Origin of the sequence: Rubrivirga marina (genome assembly GCF_002283365.1) — a bacterium.
GTDB classification, from domain to species: Bacteria; Bacteroidota; Rhodothermia; order Rhodothermales; family Rubricoccaceae; genus Rubrivirga; species Rubrivirga marina.
Genome location: NZ_MQWD01000001.1, coordinates 1932391 through 1948913 on the forward strand (window position 1 = coordinate 1932391; position 16523 = coordinate 1948913).

At 73.3% G+C, this 16523-nt stretch carries 12 protein-coding genes; 9 read left to right on the forward strand and 3 right to left on the reverse strand.

The genetic code is table 11. The features are described from left to right. The first annotated feature begins 3 nt into the window (after window positions 1–3). The 8 genes from BSZ37_RS07970 (at window position 4) to BSZ37_RS08005 (ending at window position 9680) form a co-directional block, all read left to right on the forward strand. Entirely contained in the window at window positions 4–1098 is a 1095-nt protein-coding gene (locus BSZ37_RS07970) for a glycosyltransferase (protein WP_095510046.1), read from the forward strand. A 1-nt stretch (window position 1099) separates the two neighbouring features. Then, a complete protein-coding gene (locus BSZ37_RS07975; RefSeq protein WP_179299525.1) occupies window positions 1100–2368 on the forward strand; it encodes a glycosyltransferase family 4 protein in 1269 nt (422 codons plus the stop codon). Window positions 2369–2686: 318 nt separating this feature from the next. After that, window positions 2687–3295 (forward strand): sugar transferase, encoded by a 609-nt coding sequence (locus BSZ37_RS07980; RefSeq protein WP_218830437.1) that lies wholly within the window; start codon window positions 2687–2689, stop codon window positions 3293–3295. Window positions 3296–3342: 47 nt separating this feature from the next. Continuing rightward, a complete protein-coding gene (locus BSZ37_RS07985; RefSeq protein ID WP_095510048.1) occupies window positions 3343–4002 on the forward strand; it encodes an acetyltransferase in 660 nt (219 codons plus the stop codon). An 84-nt stretch (window positions 4003–4086) separates the two neighbouring features. Further along, the gene (locus BSZ37_RS07990; RefSeq protein WP_095510049.1) at window positions 4087–4701 is read left to right on the forward strand and encodes an acetyltransferase; all 615 of its coding nucleotides are present in this window, start codon (window positions 4087–4089) and stop codon (window positions 4699–4701) included. Window positions 4702–4925: 224 nt separating this feature from the next. Then, window positions 4926–6314 carry a DegT/DnrJ/EryC1/StrS family aminotransferase gene (locus BSZ37_RS22370; protein ID WP_218830438.1) on the forward strand — a complete coding sequence of 463 codons (1389 nt, stop codon included), beginning with the start codon at window positions 4926–4928 and terminating at the stop codon, window positions 6312–6314. 142 nt (window positions 6315–6456) lie between these two features. Then, on the forward strand, window positions 6457–8439 hold the full coding sequence (locus tag BSZ37_RS08000; protein ID WP_095510050.1) for a polysaccharide biosynthesis protein: 1983 nt from the start codon (window positions 6457–6459) through the stop codon (window positions 8437–8439). Window positions 8440–8744: 305 nt separating this feature from the next. Further along, the gene (locus tag BSZ37_RS08005; protein ID WP_095510051.1) at window positions 8745–9680 is read left to right on the forward strand and encodes an IS110 family RNA-guided transposase; all 936 of its coding nucleotides are present in this window, start codon (window positions 8745–8747) and stop codon (window positions 9678–9680) included. Window positions 9681–9944: 264 nt separating this feature from the next. Here the strand turns inward: BSZ37_RS08005 and rfbD are convergent, their stop codons facing one another. Both rfbD and BSZ37_RS08015 read right to left on the reverse strand, forming a co-directional pair. Continuing rightward, entirely contained in the window at window positions 9945–10826 is an 882-nt protein-coding gene (rfbD, locus tag BSZ37_RS08010) for a dTDP-4-dehydrorhamnose reductase (protein ID WP_095510052.1), read from the reverse strand. Between the two features lie 233 nt (window positions 10827–11059). Continuing rightward, window positions 11060–11989, reverse strand: coding sequence for an ATP-grasp domain-containing protein (locus tag BSZ37_RS08015; RefSeq protein ID WP_095510053.1), 930 nt, complete (start codon window positions 11987–11989; stop codon window positions 11060–11062). Between the two features lie 369 nt (window positions 11990–12358). Here BSZ37_RS08015 and BSZ37_RS08020 point away from each other — a divergent pair, with 369 nt between their 5' ends. Then, complete coding sequence (locus BSZ37_RS08020; protein ID WP_095510054.1) at window positions 12359–13630, forward strand: bifunctional folylpolyglutamate synthase/dihydrofolate synthase; 1272 nt, start codon at window positions 12359–12361, stop codon at window positions 13628–13630. A 3-nt stretch (window positions 13631–13633) separates the two neighbouring features. On the opposite strand, the gene BSZ37_RS08025 is transcribed toward BSZ37_RS08020, so the two are convergent. Further along, window positions 13634–16523, reverse strand: a 2890-nt coding sequence (locus BSZ37_RS08025) for a carboxypeptidase regulatory-like domain-containing protein (protein ID WP_179299526.1), incomplete at its 5' end; no start/stop codon positions are given.

Consider the following 16523-nt stretch of genomic DNA (forward strand, 5'->3'; position numbering starts at 1 on the left):
ACAATGTCCAAAGTAGGAGATGTGCTTTTTGTTCTGCCCACGGATTTGCTTGGGGGGGCCGAACAAGTAATGCGCCTGCTCGTGCTTGAGGCGGCGACTGAGCGATCACAAGTTCACGTGGTATTTCTGTCGGCTGGAAGGAGGGGGATGTGGGGAAAGGTGCCATCGAATGTTCATCTTCACTACGTAGATGCGTCTAGTGAAAAAATGGGGTTTGTCAAGGCCTTGCCTCTTGTACTCAGACTTAGTAAGATTTTGCACTTGGCTCAAGTGGTATCGTCACATCTCCACGTGAACGCATATCTAGGTATGCTGCGCAAGCTTGGGCTGATCCGAATGGACTGGCAGGTGGCCCGGGAGTCGACGGTGTTCCGCGACCGTTTTGCCGGTGTCAAGCTCGCGCTCTTCAAGTTGCTCTACCGGGTAGGCTACGGATCCGTGGATCTCGTGGTTTGCCAGACAGATTACATGAAGGAGGCTCTCCTCGACCTCGTACCACAAGCGCACACGTGGGATGTCGAGGTAATCCCAAACCCGATTGATGTAGAAGCAATCACGAGGCGAGTGTCAGAGTCCGTGGACCCCTCGCCACACGGGTTAATGCCCTACATTGTGTCGGCCGGTCGATTGATCCCGGAGAAGGGATACGATGTGCTCCTCCAGGCTTTCGGGCGGATCCGGGCGCGGCACCCCGGGATGCGACTCCTGATCCTCGGTGAGGGGGGGGAGCGTGCGAAGTTAGAAGACTTAGCCGCTGGGCTTGGCGTAAAGGATGGAGTCGAAATGCCAGGTCGAGTACTTAATCCAATCCCATACTTTGCCCACGCTGAATGCTGCGTCGTCAGTTCCCGCGTCGAGGGATTTCCCAATGTGCTGCTCGAGAAGATGGCCGTGTCCGATGCGGTTGTCTCGACGCTCTGCGCAGGGGGCGTGGACCAATTGGAGGGCGTGCGCGTCTGCCCCCCTGACGATCCCGACGCGCTAGCCGATGCCATCGAAAGCGTTATCGGACGGTCGGTGTGCGGTTCGGGCACTCTCGCGTCGACGCTCTCCACCCGAGCGCCAAAATACTTCTGGCACCGAATCTCCAGGCACTAGAATGAGCCAGCTGCACACGGCACTCTCTGGCGCCCGTTCACGACCCCGCCTCGTCTACGTCGTGACGGACCCGATGACGGCACGGCACCTTCTTCGCGGCCAACTGGCGGCGGCCGGACGCCGCGGCTTCGATGTTGCTGTCGCCACGGCCGCTGGGCCCGACCTCGACCGCGTCGCGGCGCGCGACGGCGTCGAGGTGTTCCCAGTCCCGATCACCCGCGAGATCGCCCCCCTCGCCGACGCCCGCGCCCTTGCCGCGCTCGTCGGCGTCATGCGGCGGTGGCGGCCCGACGTCGTCAATGCGGGAACGCCCAAGGCCGGGCTCCTGGGAACGCTGGCGGCTCGCCTAGCTGGCGTGCCCGTCCGCCTCTACACTCTTCGCGGCCTCCGCCTCGAGACTACGACCGGCCGGACTCGCGCGGTCCTCCGCACGACTGAGCGGCTCGCGTCCTCCGCCGCCACGCGCGTTATCGCCGTGAGCCCGAGCTTGGCCGCCGAGACTATCCGTCTCGGTCTCGCGCCGGACGACAAGGTGACCGTCCTCGGGCACGGCGCGAGCAACGGCGTTGACGTCGACAGGTTCGCCCAGCCGGATGGCGACGCCGTCCAGTCCCTCCGCCACCGCCTGCGTGCCCTGAGCAAAGCCGAAGGGCCGATTCCTGAGACCGCCCCCGTGATCGGCTTCGTCGGCCGGTTTACGCGGGACAAGGGGATCGCCGAGTTGGTCGCGGCCTTCGAGCGGGTGGGGGAGAGGCATCCCGGGGCGCGACTCCTCCTCGTGGGCGACTTCGAGGCCGGCGACCCCGTCGGGGCGGACGTCGCCGAGCGGATCGCGGTGCACCCCCGCATCCTCACGCCGGGCTTTCTGCCGGACCCCGCGCCGGCTTACGCGCTCATGGACGTGCTGGCGTTCCCGTCGCACCGCGAGGGCTTCCCGAACGTGCCCCTCGAGGCCGCCGCCGCCGGGCTCCCGATCGTCGGCGCCCGCGCGACGGGGACCGTCGACGCCGTGGTAGACGGCGAGACCGGCACGCTCGTGCCCCCCGGCGACGCGGACGCCCTGGCCGACGTCCTCGGCCGTTACCTCTCCGACGCCGACCTCCGTCAGCGGCACGGTGAGGCGGGGCGCCACCGCGTCGAGGCCCACTTCACGAACGAGATCGTGTGGGCGAACCTGTTCGACGAGATCGACCAGCTCCTCCAGGCCGCGGGCATCGAGCCACCGTCTCCCTCTCGCCCGCCGTCCGCCGAGGTGTTCAATGTGGCGTGAGTGGACGGGCCCAGCGCAGACGGACCGTGAGCCGATGGGCTCCGAACAGACGGGCTCTGGGCTGAGGTCCCCTGTTCAGGCCGGTGTCGGACGGACGGGCCCTGGGCGGAGCAGAAGGGCCCGCTCGTGTCCTCGTCGCCCTGTCTCTAATCAGCCACCGGTTCACGGGTCCACTCGCGGGCCAGACGGACGACCTCATGGAACCCGCCTTCGCCGAGAAGACCAGCCACCGGCCCTTCGGCTCCGCTCAGCCCAGGCATGGAGGAGAGCAGGGGGCAGGTGGAACGCCGTTCATTGGCTGAGGGCATGAGGCGAACGTTGTACACCCGCGTAGGGAAGCCCCTCTTCGACCGGACGGCCGCTGCCGCCGGGCTCGTCGTACTGAGCCCGGTCCTGGGCGCGGTTGCCCTGCTCGTACGCACGAAGCTGGGGGCACCCGTTCTGTTCCGTCAGACCCGCCCGGGGCGGGGCGGCGAGCCGTTCGAGATGGTCAAGTTCCGGACAATGACCGACGCCCGTGGCCCCGACGGTGCCCTGCTCCCGGACGCTCAGCGGCTGACGCCTCTCGGCCAGCTCCTCCGGAGCTCCAGCCTCGACGAGCTCCCCGAGCTCTGGAACGTGGTTCGGGGCGACATGAGCCTCGTAGGCCCGCGGCCGCTCCTGATGCGCTACCTCGACCGGTACACCCCGGAGCAGGCGCGGCGCCACGAGGTCCGGCCCGGCATCACGGGGCTGGCCCAGGTGTACGGCCGCAATGCGATCGGGTGGGACGAGAAGCTGGCCTATGACGTGTCGTACGTCGACCAAGTCTCACTCGGCCTCGACCTCCGCATCCTGCTGCGGACAGTCTTCCAGGTCGTCCGCCGCGACGGCATCTCAGCCGAGTCGCACGCGACGATGCCCGAGTTCACCGGAACGGAATCGTAGGCGTCAGGCCACGTAAGCAAGCCCCCCGACCAACACCACGCTCAACCATGCAAGACCTCGTTATTTACGGAACCGGTGGATTTGCGCGCGAGACGCTCCAGGTAGCGCTCGACATCAACGAGGATGGCGGCACTTGGAATGTGCTCGGCTTCCTTGATGATGATCCCGAACAGCACGGCCAGTCGATCCACGACCTCCCAGTGCTGGGAGGAGCAGGGTGGCTCACAAATCGGTCCGATGTCCAAGTGGCTGTAGGGATCGGGAGCACGCCAGCGAAGCGCAAGGTGGTCCGGCGCCTCGCCGATGCACAGCACAGCGCTTTTGCGACGCTGATTCACCCCCGTGCGTGGATCGGCCGTCGTGTCGGAGTGGGGGCCGGCACAATCGTTTGCGCCGGAACGATGGTGACGACCGACATCGAGATCGGTGACCACGTCATCCTGAACTTGGACTGCACGGTTGGCCACGACACCCAGATCGAGCAGTTCACGACAGTCGCACCAAGTGTTAATATCTCAGGTGACATCCGAATCGGCGAGGGCTGCGATCTCGGGACGGGCGCTGCGATTATTCAGGGGGTGTCTATCGGCGCCTGGACTGTGCTTGGCGCTGGGGCGGTCGTGGTTCGCGATCTCCCCGCGAACGTGACCGCGGTCGGGGCTCCAGCAAGAGCGATCAAGGAGCGCCCTGCGGGTTGGCATGAGTAGCTCGGTAGCAGCCAAACATGCTCCGTGTCCGCTTGGTGACACGAGGACGCGTAGGCTAGGCAACTGTGTCGTGAGTGAGGAATCATGAACGTTCTCGTCGTTGGCGTTGGCGGGCACGCGAAGGCCGTGATCGCGACGCTCCAGGCCGCAGGCCACGCGATTGTCGGCTGCCTCGACGACCGCGCAGGGGCGGAGGGGACGGCCGTCCTCGGCGTGCCCGTCGTCGGCCCCACGTCGCGGCTGGCGGAGCATGACGGCGAGGCCGTCCTGGCGATCGGCGCCAACGCCGTCCGCCAGCGGCTGGCGGCGGCGCACCCCGCGGCCCGGTGGGCGACGGTGGTCCACCCGACGGCCGTGGTGCACGAGAGCGTCCGCCTCGGGGCCGGGGCGGTCGTGTTCGCCGGCGCCGTGCTCCAGCCGGACGTCACGGTCGGCGCGCACGCCATCGTCAACACGGGCGCGACAGTCGACCACGACGGCCGGCTGGGCGATTTCGTGCACGTGGCTCCGGGGTGCCACCTGTCCGGCGGCGTGACGCTGGGGGAGGGCGCCTTCCTCGGCGTCGGCGCTGCCTGCCTGCCCGGCGTCACCGTCGGCGCGTGGACGACGGTGGGTGGCGGGGGCGTCGTCGTTCGCGATCTTCCGCCGCACGTCACCGCCGTCGGCGTCCCGGCGCGTTCTCTGGAGACGCCACAGTAGGGGCGCACCCCATACTGTACGTGTCATCCTGAGCGAAGCGAAGGATCTTGACGCGGTGCTGGACGCTGTCGCTCCCGGTAGCGAACAACGACAGGCCTGAGTTGAGATCCTTCGACTCCGCCGCTGCGCGGCTCCGCTCAGGATGACACGGAGAGAGGTCCGCGGCGGAGTGGACCGCGGCGCGTTGTCCCCATCTCTTCCCACCTGACCCCGACCCGTTCTCTGTGCCCGACCGTCTCTACCTCTCGCCCCCCCACATCGGCCCCGACGAGCTCGCGCTCGTGACCGAGGCCTTCGAGACCAACTGGGTCGCCCCGGTGGGCCCCCACGTCGACGCGTTCGAGCGCGAGTTCGCCGCCTACGTCGGGGCCGAGCACGCCGTGGCCCTCTCGTCGGGGACGGCCGCGCTCCACCTCGCCCTCCGCGACCTCGGCGTGGGACCCGGCGACGAGGTCGCCGTCTCCACCCTCACGTTCTGCGCGAGCGTCAACCCGATCCTCTACGAGGGCGCGACGCCCGTCTTCGTCGACAGCGAGCGCCGGTCCTGGAACCTCGACCCGACCCTCGTCGAAGACCTGTTCCGGGATCGGGCGGCGAAAGGCCGGCAGGTCAAGGCCCTTGTCCCGGTCCACCTCTACGGCCAGACCGCCGACCTCGGCGCGCTCGTGGAGCTCTGCGACCGGTACGGCGTCCCGATGATCGAGGACGCGGCGGAGGCGCTCGGCGCCAGGTACCAGGGGGAGGAAAGCCAGGGGCAGAGCGAAGCCCGTGATCGGGCCCTGAACGGCGGTTCCCGAGCGGCGGTCCCCGAGCGGAGTCGAGGGGAGTCGAGGGGAGCCGAAGGGCCGGTGGCGGGGCCTCCGGGCGAGAACGAGGCCGAAGGGCTCTCCCCCCGGGGCTTCGGCTCCGCTCAGCCCCCGCCCGACCGAGGCCCGTCTGCTCAGGGGCCAGGCGGCGGGCGGAGCCCCGGCACGTTCGGCCGGGCCGGCATCTTCTCGTTCAACGGCAACAAGATCATCACGACCTCGGGCGGGGGGATGCTCGTGACCGACCGCGCCGAGACGGCCGCCCACGTCAAGAAGATGGCGACGCAGGCCCGCGACGCCGCGCCCCACTACGAGCACTCCGAGGTCGGCTACAACTACCGCCTGAGCAACGTGCTCGCCGGGATCGGCCGCGGCCAGCTCCGCCAGCTCGACCACCGCGTGGCCGCCCGGCGCCGCGTGTTCGACGCCTACGTCGATGCGCTCGGCGACCTTCCCGGCGTCGCGTTCATGCCTGAGGCTTCGTGGGGGACCCACACCCGCTGGCTCACGTGCCTCACCCTCGACCCCGAGGCGGCCGGGGCCACGCGCGAGGACGTCCGCCGCGCGCTCGAGGCCGACGACGTCGAGGCCCGCCCGGTCTGGAAGCCGATGCACCTCCAGCCGGTCTACGCCGGCTACGAGGCGGTCGGTGGGGCCGTCGCCGAGGACCTCTTCGACCGCGGCCTCTGCCTCCCGTCCGGCTCCGGCATGACCGAGGCCGACGTCGAGCGCGTCGTGACGGGGGTCCGGGCCGCGCTCGGCGTCCCATCCGTCCCCCCGGAGAATGGGGAAGTCCCTGAGGTCTGAGGGGGAAACGGGAGATAGGGGTCCGTGGGGCGGTTTGGCATTTCCCTCACGTTGGGCATCCACACAATGGGCGTAGTATGCACCGCCCCACCACGGTCCACTTCGCGCTCAAACCTGTAGCGCTCTCCCTCTGTTGGACCCCATGAGAGACGCCGTCCGTCGATACCTCCCGCCGGCTCACGAGGTGGCCGTGTGGACGAAGTTCTTCCTCGACGTCGCGGTGTGGAGCGCGGCCGCACCGATTGCCTACCTCCTCCGCCTCGAGGGGAACGTCGTCGGGTACATGCCGTCGCTCGTGGTGTACACGGCCGCCGGCACGGTCCTGAAGGTTGTCGCCGTGTATGGCTTCCAGTTCCACCGCCGCGCCTGGCGGTGGATCGGGGTTCGGGACCTGTTCTGGCTCATCGTCGCCGTCTGCGGCGTCATGCTCGTGCAGGGCACCGGCGTGCTCGTGGCCGACGGGTGGGGCACGGACCTCGTGTTCCCCCGGAGCGTCCCGGTGATCGAGGCCGCGCTCGCGATCCTGGGCCTCAGCGCCCTCCGGCTGTCCCGCAGGCTCCGCCACGAGCGAGCGCGGAGGGCCGAGGCCAGCGACACCAAGAGGGTCCTCGTCGTCGGCGCCGGCGACGCGGGCGTCCTCCTCGTCCGGGAGCTGCTCCGCCACCCCGAGACGGGCCTCGTGCCCGTCGGCTACCTCGACGATGACCCGATCAAGTCGAACCGCCCCCGGATGGGCGTCCCCGTCCTGGGCACCCTCGCCGACCTCGAGGCCGTCGTGGCCGAGCAGGCGATCGACGAGGTGCTCCTCGCGATGCCGAGCGCCCCGGGCCGGGTCGTCCGCGAGGTCGTCGAGGCCGCCCGCCGGGCCGACGTGTCGAGCCGCGCCGTCCCCCGCCTGACGGACCTCGCGACCGGGCGGGTCCACATTGACGAGGTCCGCGAGATCGACCTCGAAGACCTCCTGGGCCGCGAGCCGGTCCGCCTCGACACGAAGCCGATCCGTGCGTACGTGACGGGCCGCGTCGTGCTCGTGACGGGAGCGGGCGGGTCGATCGGGTCCGAGATCGTCCGCCAGGTGGCCGCGTTCGAGCCGGCGGCGATCGTGCTCCTGGGGCGGGGCGAGAACAGCGTGTACCAGATCGACCGCGAGGTCGGCCGGCGGTGGCCCGACGTCCCCCGCCACGCCGTGATCTGCGACGTCCGCGACCGGGCCTCGCTGCGCGACGTGTTCGAGCGGTTCCGGCCGGAGGTCGTGTTCCACGCGGCGGCGCACAAGCACGTCCCGCTGATGGAGGCCAACCCGGCCCAGGCCGTCCTCAACAACGTGGTCGGGACGCGGAACGTGGCCGAGCTCGCCTGCGAGCACGGCGCCGACCGGCTGGTCAACGTCTCGACCGACAAGGCCGTCAACCCGACGAACGTGATGGGCGCGTCGAAGCGGGCGGCGGAGATGGTCGTCTCGTCGGTCGGCGCGCGCCCCGACTGCGCGTGCACGATGGTGTCGGTCCGGTTCGGGAACGTCCTCGGCAGCCGGGGGAGCGTCGTGCCCCTGTTCCGCGACCAGATCGCGCGGGGCGGGCCGGTCACGGTGACGCACCCCGACATGGTCCGCTACTTCATGACGATCCCCGAGGCGTCGCAGCTGGTGCTCCAGGCTGGCGCGTTCGCCGAGCGGGGTCGGGTCTACGTCCTCGACATGGGCGAGCCGGTCCGGATCGCCGACCTCGCGCGCGACCTCATCCTGCTGTCCGGCCTCGAGCCCGGCGAGGACATCGAGATCGCCTACAGCGGGGCGCGCCCCGGCGAGAAGCTCTTCGAAGAACTCCTGATGGCCGAGGAGGGGACGGAGCCGGGTCCGCACGAGAAGATCTTCGTCGCCCGGAAGGCCCGCGTGGTGGGCGGCCTCGGCGGCCGGCTCGCGGCGCTCGTCGAGGCGGCCGAGGCCAACGACGGCGACGGGGTGCGGACCGCCTTCCGGGCCGTCGTCGAGACCTACCGCCCGGACCACGCGGCCCCGACGGGTTCCGTCGCGTCGACCGTGCGGGCCGGCGGCGACGGCGGCGTGCCGGTCGAGGCCGGCGTCCTCGACGAGGCGGGGTACGAGGACGCCACTCTGTCGCCCTGACCCCGAAGGGAGGGCGTAGTCAACGAACGTGGCGGATCTCGACGCGGCCTCCGTGGCCGTCACCAGCGGGCTGCAAAGGCCGGTCGGTCGGCGCTGAGATCCTTGGCTTCGCCGTCCCTTGTATGATGGGTCCGGCGCGGTAGCCCGCCCGTCCCTCGGTCCCCGAGACCGCCCCGGAGCGAGGGCGCCGCGCCGCTCTCTGCCCCATCCCGAACAGTTGCCGGGACCGCCGAGCGTGTCCGCGACGCGAGTCCGTATCTGCAAGGCCGGGACCCGGCGGAGCCGTTCCACCCTCCGCCGACCCCATGCCCGACCTCTACGTCGGCGTCGACGTCTCGGCCGACGCCCTCGACCTCGCCCGTTCCGACGGCCGCGCCGAACGGCTGCCCCACGACGACGACGGGCTGGCCCGTCTGGCCGAGTCGTGCGAGGGCGCCGCGCTCGTCGTCCTCGAGGCCACCGGCGGCATCGAGCGGACGGCTGCCGCGGAGGTCGCCGCCACCGGGGTCCCGGTCGCCGTCGTCAACCCCCGTCAGGTCCGCGACTTCGCCCGCGCGACCGGCCAGCTCGCCAAGACCGACGCCATCGACGCGGCCGTCCTCGCGCTCTTCGCCGAGCGGGTCCGCCCGGAGGCCCGGCCGCTCCCGACCGACGAGCAGCGGGCGCTGGCCGCGCTCGTGGCCCGGCGGCGCCAGGTCAACGAGATGCTCGTGGCCGAGCGGCTCCGGCTGAGGACGGCCGCCCCCGCCGTCCGACGGGGCATCGAGGCCCACGTCGCGTTCCTGGAGGGCCAGAAGGCCGAGGCCGAGCGCGCGGTCGCCGAGGCCGTCCGGTCGAGCGCGGCGTGGCGCGAGCGGGACGACCTCCTCCGGTCGGTGCCCGGCGTCGGGGCTGTGCTCTCGGCCACGCTCATCGCGGAGCTCCCGGGGCTCGGGCGGCTGACCGGGAAGCAGGTCGCCGCGCTCGTCGGGGTCGCCCCGCTCGCCCGCGACAGCGGCCGGCTCGTCGGGCGGCGGTCGGCGTGGGGCGGCCGGGCCCCCGTCCGGGCCGCGCTGTACATGGGGGCGCTGACGGCGGCCCGGATGAACCCGACGCTCCGGGCGTTCTACGCCGGGCTGGTCGGTCGGGGGAAGGCGCCGAAGGTGGCGCTCGTGGCCGTGATGCGCAAGCTGCTCGTCGCGCTCAACGCGATGGTCCGGGACGGGCGACGGTGGGACGAGAATCGGCCGGTGACCGCTTGACTTCCGACACAGTTGCTTCGGGGTCGCTCCGCTCAGGATGACGAGAGAGCCGGAGCTTTCGCACAAGTCCTGGGCGTCCCGGACGAGGCACTGCTCGGATGAGGCGCCGCGCGGGCACGCCCGAGAGGTCACCCCGAGACGGAGTCGTCGGCGCCGCACGAGTTGTCACTCACGGAGTCCCCCCTCCTCCCATGAGGAGGGGGACAGGGGGTGGTCAGCCTGACCCGTGGCAGGGCGACCTCTCCAGACGACCCCGCCGGAACCCTACGAGCGCCCGCCCATCGTCGCGAGCCGCTCGCGGATGGCGTCGCGCAGGGCGGGCCGCCAGTCGAGCGGGCCGAGGCCGAGGGCGTCGAGCGACGGACCGAGCTCCAGCTCGACCCGCTCGGGCCGCCGGGCCGCCGTCGGGTAGTCGGCGGTCGGGATGGGGGCGACCTCGACGTCGAAGGAATGCCCCGCGTCGGCCGCCGCGTCGACGGTCGCGGTCGCGAGCTCGTGCCACGTGGCGAGGGGCGCGCCGGCCGCGTGGACCGTCCCCACGAGCCCGTCGAGGGCCCGCCGGGCGGCGGCGTGCGCCGCCCGGGCCACGTCGCGCGCCGCCGTGGGGTGGCCCCACTGGTCGGCGACGACGGTAAGGCGGGGGCGCTCGGCGGCGAGGCGGAGGATCGTCGCCACGAAGTTGGCGTCGTACGCGCTGAAGACCCAGGCCGTCCGCAGGATCACCGAGGCGGGCGCGGCCGACCGGACGGCGGCCTCGCCGGCGGCCTTGCTCGCGCCGTAGACGCCGAGCGGCGACGTCGGGTCGTCGGGCGCGTAGGGGGCGCCCTTCGTCCCGTCGAACACGTAGTCGGTCGAGAGGTGGACGATGGGGGCGCCAACGGCCGCGGCCGCCGCGGCGACGTGGCGGGCCCCATCGCGGTTGACGGCGAACGCGGCCTCGGGCTCCGCCTCCGCACGGTCGACGGCGGTGTAGGCCGCCGCGTTGACGACGACGTCGGGCCGGGCCGCCGCGACGGCCTTGCGGACGGCCGCCGCGTCGGTGATGTCGAGGGCCGCCCGGTCGAGCGCGACGACGTCGTGGGGGCCGGCGAGCCGTACGAACTCTCGGCCGACTTGGCCACCGGCGCCTGTCAGGAAAAAAGTCATCGGAATCAGGGCGCTTCGGAGGGCCCGAAACGGACATCTGGAAGGGAGGGGACTCGCTTCCCTGGGACGGAAAGAGACACGATACCCCAAGTCCCTGACGGTATGGACGTCGTTGCGCTATGGCCCGTGTGGCTGTTCGGGTGGTGACCGTTCCTGCTCTGGGTGGCCCTGGTCAGCGCGGTCGCAGGCCTCGCGACTCGGCCCCGGCTGAGCCGACCAGGGAGGCCCTTCCGTTACGGCGCCAAAAGCGCGTCGAGGGCGGCGCCGTAGATCCGCCGCGCCGTCGCAGCGCCGTCAGGCACGGCCCGGGCGTAGGCCTCCAGCATCACGCCCGCGTTGGCCTCCAGCACCGCCAGCCCGTCGGCCGTCTCGACCACGTCGACCGAGGCGAAGCGGAGCCCGAGCGTCCCGGCCGCCGCCGCCGCCAGCCGCTCGACCTCGTCGCGGACCTCGGCGCTCTCGATCGGCCGCGGCACGGACCCGAGCTGGAGGTTGTGGCGCCAGTCGAGGAGGACCTGCTCGCCCTCGCCGGGCACACGCCGCCGTACATCGAGGGCGACTGCGGAGGCGTCGAGGCCGGCCGCCTCGGCGAGGGCGCCGACCGACCGGACCCCGTCGCCGACGACCGCGGGCCGTGCCTTCGCGTACGTCAGCAGCACGTCGTCGTCGAGGAGCACGGCGCGGTACTCGGTCTCGATCTCGTGGAACGGCGAGAGCGCCAGCGCGCGGTGCCGCACGAGCCCGTCGTGGACCGCCGCCTCCAGCTCGCGCGCGCCCCGCACCCGGACGACGTCCTCGCCGCCCGTCCCCTCGTTCGGCTTGACGACGAGATCCCAGCCGTTCCGCTCGCCGAGCGCCCGGATCGCCGCCCAGTTGCCCGCCTCGCCGACGTAGGGCGCGAGGTCGGGGCGGAGGACGAGGTGGTGCGCGACGCACGGCACGCCGCGCGCTTCGAGGAGCTCGGCCGTCGCCACCTTGTCGGCCGAGACGGCCCGCGCGCCGGCCGAGTTGAGCGGGAACACGTAGCCGACGATGTGTTCCGTCCAGCCGCCCCACGAGAGGCGGAGGATCCAGTCGCCCGCGAACGACGCGACCTCGACGCCGCGCTCGGCGGCGAGCTGGCGAACGGTCGAGACGAGGAGCCGGTCCTGGTTGGCGAGCACGGGGGGGAGGGGCAGGGCGGACTCGCGGATCGGTCGTCCGGAACGAACGAGAAGGAGCACGGCGCAGGTGGCGGTCGCTAGCGGGGCCCCAGACCCATCCGGGGGCGCCGAAACCGTTCACTACGCTGAGGCCGGGAGGTGTGGAACAGCCGCGCGAGCCTGGGGCTTGTGCGGAAACGCCCCTCATCCCGTCATCCTGAGCAGCGCGAAGGATCTCGACGCCACCGCGAGCCGCTCTGCGAGCGCTGGCGACGGTCTCGGACGCCGCGTCGAGATCCTTCACTGTGTTCAGGATGACACCTCGGGGGTTTCCGCACAGAGCCTAGGTTGGTCGGGCCCCAAGGTATCCCGCGCCCCGGCGCATCTCCCATGCCCTCCGGCCTCGACCGGCTCCTCGCGCTCCCCCGGTTCGCCGACGACCCGGCCGGGGCCTACCGCCCCGGCCTCGACCGCGTCCGCGCGCTGCTCGGCGCCATGGGCGACCCGCACCGCGCCGCGCCCGTGGTCCACGTCGGCGGGACGAACGGGAAGGGGTCGACGGCGTCGTTCGTCGCCGCCATCGCGACCGCCAGCGGCCGCCGCGTCGGCCTTCTCACGTCGCCGACGCTGCTCCACCCGGCCGAGATGGCCCGCGTCGACGGCGTGCCCCAGGTCGAGGCCTTCGGCGCCGCGGCGGATCGGTGGATGGAGGAGGCTGCGGCCGTCGGGAGCTCGTTCTTCGAGGCCGCCGTCGCGCTCGCGTTCGTCGTTTTCTCGCAGGCGGAGGTGGACCTCGCCGTCGTCGAGGTCGGCCTCGGCGGGGTGGAGGACGCGACGGCCGTCGTCGACCCCGCGGTGACGATCGTCACGAGCGTCGGGCTCGATCACACGGACGTGCTCGGCGCGACGCGGCCCGAGATCGCGCGCGTCAAGGCCGGCATTGCGGCGCCCGGCGTCCCGTTCCTGCACGCCGTCGAGGGCGCGGAGACGGTCGCGGCGCTGGAGGAGGAGGCGCGGCGGCGCGGCGGTGTCCCCGAGCGCGTCCGCGAGACGGTCCGGCTGGCGACCGAGGCGGAGGGGCTCGTGATCGAGACCGAGCGGCAGAGCTACGGCCCCGTCGCGCTCGGGCTGCCCGGCGCGCACCAGGCCTGGAACGCCGCGCTCGCCGTCCGTGCCGTCGAGTCCCTCGGCCTCGGCGTCGCTGGGGAGGCAGTCGAGCGGGGGCTCCGCGACGTCGTCGCGCTCGCCGGGCTGCGGGGGCGGTCCGAGGCGTGGGTTGGCGACCCGCGCCTCGTCCTCGACGTGGCCCACAACGCCGACGGGCTGCGCGCCGCGCTCGCGGCCGTGGCCGTGCCGCCCGGCGGCCGGCTCCACGTCCTGCTCGGGATGATGGCCGACAAAGCCATCGCCGAGGTCGCCGACGCCCTCCGCGGCGTGCGGATTCAGACCGTCCCCCTCGACACGCCGCGCGCGCTCTCGGCCGCCGCCCTCGCCGCCCGTCTCCGCTCCGCCGGCCTCGGCGACGTGACCGAGGCGGGCGGGGTGGCCGACGCCATCGGCGCCTTCCGGGAGGCGGCCGGCGCGGCCGACCGGCTCCTCGTCACGGGCTCGCACCGGACGGTCGCCGAGGCGCTGCGGGCGTTCGAGGACGGCGCCGTCTGACCGTTACAGCGACACGCGGACGCGGAGCGAGGGCTGGATCCCGGAGAAGTCGCGGGTGACGGCCTCCGGCGTGCCGTCGGGCCCCGGGCGGAGCGACCAGTCGAGCGGGTCGTGGCGGTCGAGCACGTTGGCCACGTCGAGCGCGACCTCGGCGCGGCGGGCGCCGCCGAGCGGGAGCGTCGTCGCGAGGCCGACGTCGAGCGTGAGGAGCGGGGCGAGCCGGTCGCCCTCGGGGCGGTCGAGCGCGAACGGGCCGACCGCGTCGACGCCGAGGGCAGGCAGGACGTCGTAGTAGGCCCGGCGGAGGGCCCACGTCCGGCCCCAGATGCCGAGCGCGCGGGCGCGGACGAGGAGCCCCGCGTCGCGGCGGCCGGCGGCGAGGACGTCGAGCCCGAGCGTGGCGCGGACGGGCTCGGCCCACGGGGCCGGGACCCAGCGGCCGTCGAAGCGGGCGTCGCTCCGGCGCTCCGTCCGCGCGACGGCGAGGCCGGCGCTGGCGGCCCACCGCGGCGACTGCCGCTCGACGCGCGCGCCGACCCCGACCGACCGGCCGTGTTCGGGGAGGAGGAAGTCGGCCTGCGCGGCGAGCGGGGGGGGCGGCGCGTCGGCGGCGAGGAGGGCGCCGTAGTCGAGGGCGTAGACGCGCGGGAGCGCCTTCGCGTAGCCCTCGACGCGCGCGGCCCACCGGTCCGAGGGCTGCCACAGGACCTCGCCCGCGAGGTGGAGCGCCGACGGCGGCTCGACGGTCGCGTCGACGGGGAGCCAGACGGCGACGTCGGGGACGAGCGCGCTGGGCCCGAACGTCGCCAGCTCGACGCGCGTCGCGAACTGGCGGTACACGCCGCCGGCCAGCCGGGCCGCGACGCCCGCGAGGGGGATCGGCCCGAGGCGGTCGGTCGGGAGCGCGTCGTAGCGGACGGCGAGGCGGGGCTCGGCGAGCACGTCGCCGGTCGCGGCCCGGGCCGTCAGGCGGAGGCCGGGCTCGACGGTCCACCGCGCGCCGAGCCGGAGGCGGGCGTCGGCGACCGCCGCGAGGCGGGCCTGGGTGTGCGCGGCGTCGAGGTCGCGGAAGGCCGTCGACCCGAACCCGCTGGAGAGGAGGTGGAACCGGCTGCGCGCGACGACGCCCTCGGCCCCGACCGAGACCTCCCGGCCCCGGCCGAGCGCGACCGTCGCGTCGGCCTCGAGGGCGAGCTCGTCGAGGGCGTTCCCGTTGTCGGCGAGGTCGAGGGCGTCGAGCGCCGCGCCGAGGCGGGCCTCGAGCACGTCGGGCGCCTCGGTCCCGTCGAGCCCGGCGTCGCGGCCGTCGACGGCGTCGTAGCGCTGGCGGAGCGCGTGGCGGCTCAGCCGGGCGCCCGCCCCGACGCGCCAGCGGGCCGAGACGACGGCCTCCCCGCGGAGCGTCGCCGCGAGGTTCGTCCACCGCGTCGCGTCGCGCGCGAGGAGCGGGGCCGACGGGTCGAGCGCGCCGTCGACCGGCGCGCCGAGCGCGACCAGTTCGGTCGCCACGTCGGCCGTGCCGCGGTACACGGAGGCCTGGAGCGAGCGGAGCGGGCCGACGCGGACGCGCGTGGCCACGTGGAGGTCGGCGAACGCGAGGTCGGACCCGTGGCGGTGGAGGTCGAACCGCTCGCGCGCCATCGGGCCGTCGGCGTCGAGCGCGGCGGCGAGCACGGGGTCGACGTCGTTCCACGCCTGGAGCGCCCGGTCGAGCGATGCGGGCCGGACCACGTCCCACAGGCTCCGCCGGGCGGCCACGAGCGTCGTGACCTCGACCGGGTCGCCCCCGAGGCGGCCGGCCTCGGCGTGGTGCTGGAGGCGGGCGCCAGCGGCGTACACGTCGGCCTCGGCGGCGACGGCGAGCGGGCCGTCGGCCGGCCGTTCGAGCACGTGCTGCGTCTCGATGAGGCCCGCCAGCCGGGAGCCGTGGCGCGCGCCGAACCCGGCCTTGTGGACCGTCACGCGGTCGACGGCGAGCGGGCTCAGCGACCCCAGCGCCGGGCCGATCGCGAGCGGCTCGTAGATCTGGGCCCCGTCGAGCGCGAGCGCGTGCTCGCCCGCCTCGCCGCCCTGGAGCGAGAGCCCGTCGCGGAACGTCCGCCCGCCGACGCCGAGGAGCGGCTGGAGCGCCGGCCCGCCGACGCTCGACGTCGGCGCCGGGGCGCCGTTGGCCAGGGGCGCGGCCGTCTCCGTCTCGGGCGGGGCGCCGGCGACGCGCTCCGGCAGCACCTCGAATCCCACGTCGGCGCCGAGCGCCTCCGACGCCCCCCGCGCCTCGATCCCGTCCACGACGACGGCGCCCGTGCTCGCGACGGTCGGGCGGAGCCGGATCGTCGGGCGGGCCACGGCGCCCGGCGCGATCCCCAGCCGCAGGGCGCTGGACCGGTACCCGACGAAGCTCGCCAGGAGGACCTGCCGCCCGGGCGCCACGCCCGCGAGCGCGAACCGGCCGGACCGGTCGGCCACCGCCGTCGCGTCCGCCAGCCGGACGTGGGCGAGCGGCAGCGGCTCGCCCGTCTCGGCGTCGACGACGAGCCCGGCCACGGCGCCCGGCGCGACCGGCTCCACGACGCGCGCGACCACCACGTAGGTGCCCGTCGACCGGCGGACGTAGTCGAGCCCGACGGCGCCGGTGACGCAGCGGAGGAGGTCCTCGGCCGTCCACCCCGCGCCGCCGCACCACACGGGCCGCGCGCCGACGAGGTCGGTCGAGAACGCGACGTTGACCCCGCCCGCCTCGGCGATGGCGGCGAGCGCCTCGGACGCCGGGACGCCGCGGAACACGAGGCGGACGTCGGCCGCCTCCTGCGCCGACGCCGCGCCGCTCAGGCACACGATCCCCGCGAGCGCCGCGAGGACGCGCGCGAGGAGCGGGCGGGTGGGCCGGCTACGG

Bases quoted from the DNA above. Each gene is read 5' to 3' on its own strand.
- BSZ37_RS07970 (WP_095510046.1), top strand. From the start codon at position 4: ATGTCCAAAGTAGGAGATGTGCTTTTTGTTCTGCCCACGGATTTGCTT.
- BSZ37_RS07975 (WP_179299525.1), top strand. From the start codon at position 1,100: ATGAGCCAGCTGCACACGGCACTCTCTGGCGCCCGTTCACGACCCCGC.
- BSZ37_RS07985 (WP_095510048.1), top strand. From the start codon at position 3,343: ATGCAAGACCTCGTTATTTACGGAACCGGTGGATTTGCGCGCGAGACG.
- BSZ37_RS07990 (WP_095510049.1), top strand. From the start codon at position 4,087: ATGAACGTTCTCGTCGTTGGCGTTGGCGGGCACGCGAAGGCCGTGATC.
- BSZ37_RS08000 (WP_095510050.1), top strand. From the start codon at position 6,457: ATGAGAGACGCCGTCCGTCGATACCTCCCGCCGGCTCACGAGGTGGCC.
- BSZ37_RS08005 (WP_095510051.1), top strand. From the start codon at position 8,745: ATGCCCGACCTCTACGTCGGCGTCGACGTCTCGGCCGACGCCCTCGAC.
- rfbD (WP_095510052.1), bottom strand. From the start codon at position 10,826: ATGACTTTTTTCCTGACAGGCGCCGGTGGCCAAGTCGGCCGAGAGTTC.
- BSZ37_RS08020 (WP_095510054.1), top strand. From the start codon at position 12,359: ATGCCCTCCGGCCTCGACCGGCTCCTCGCGCTCCCCCGGTTCGCCGAC.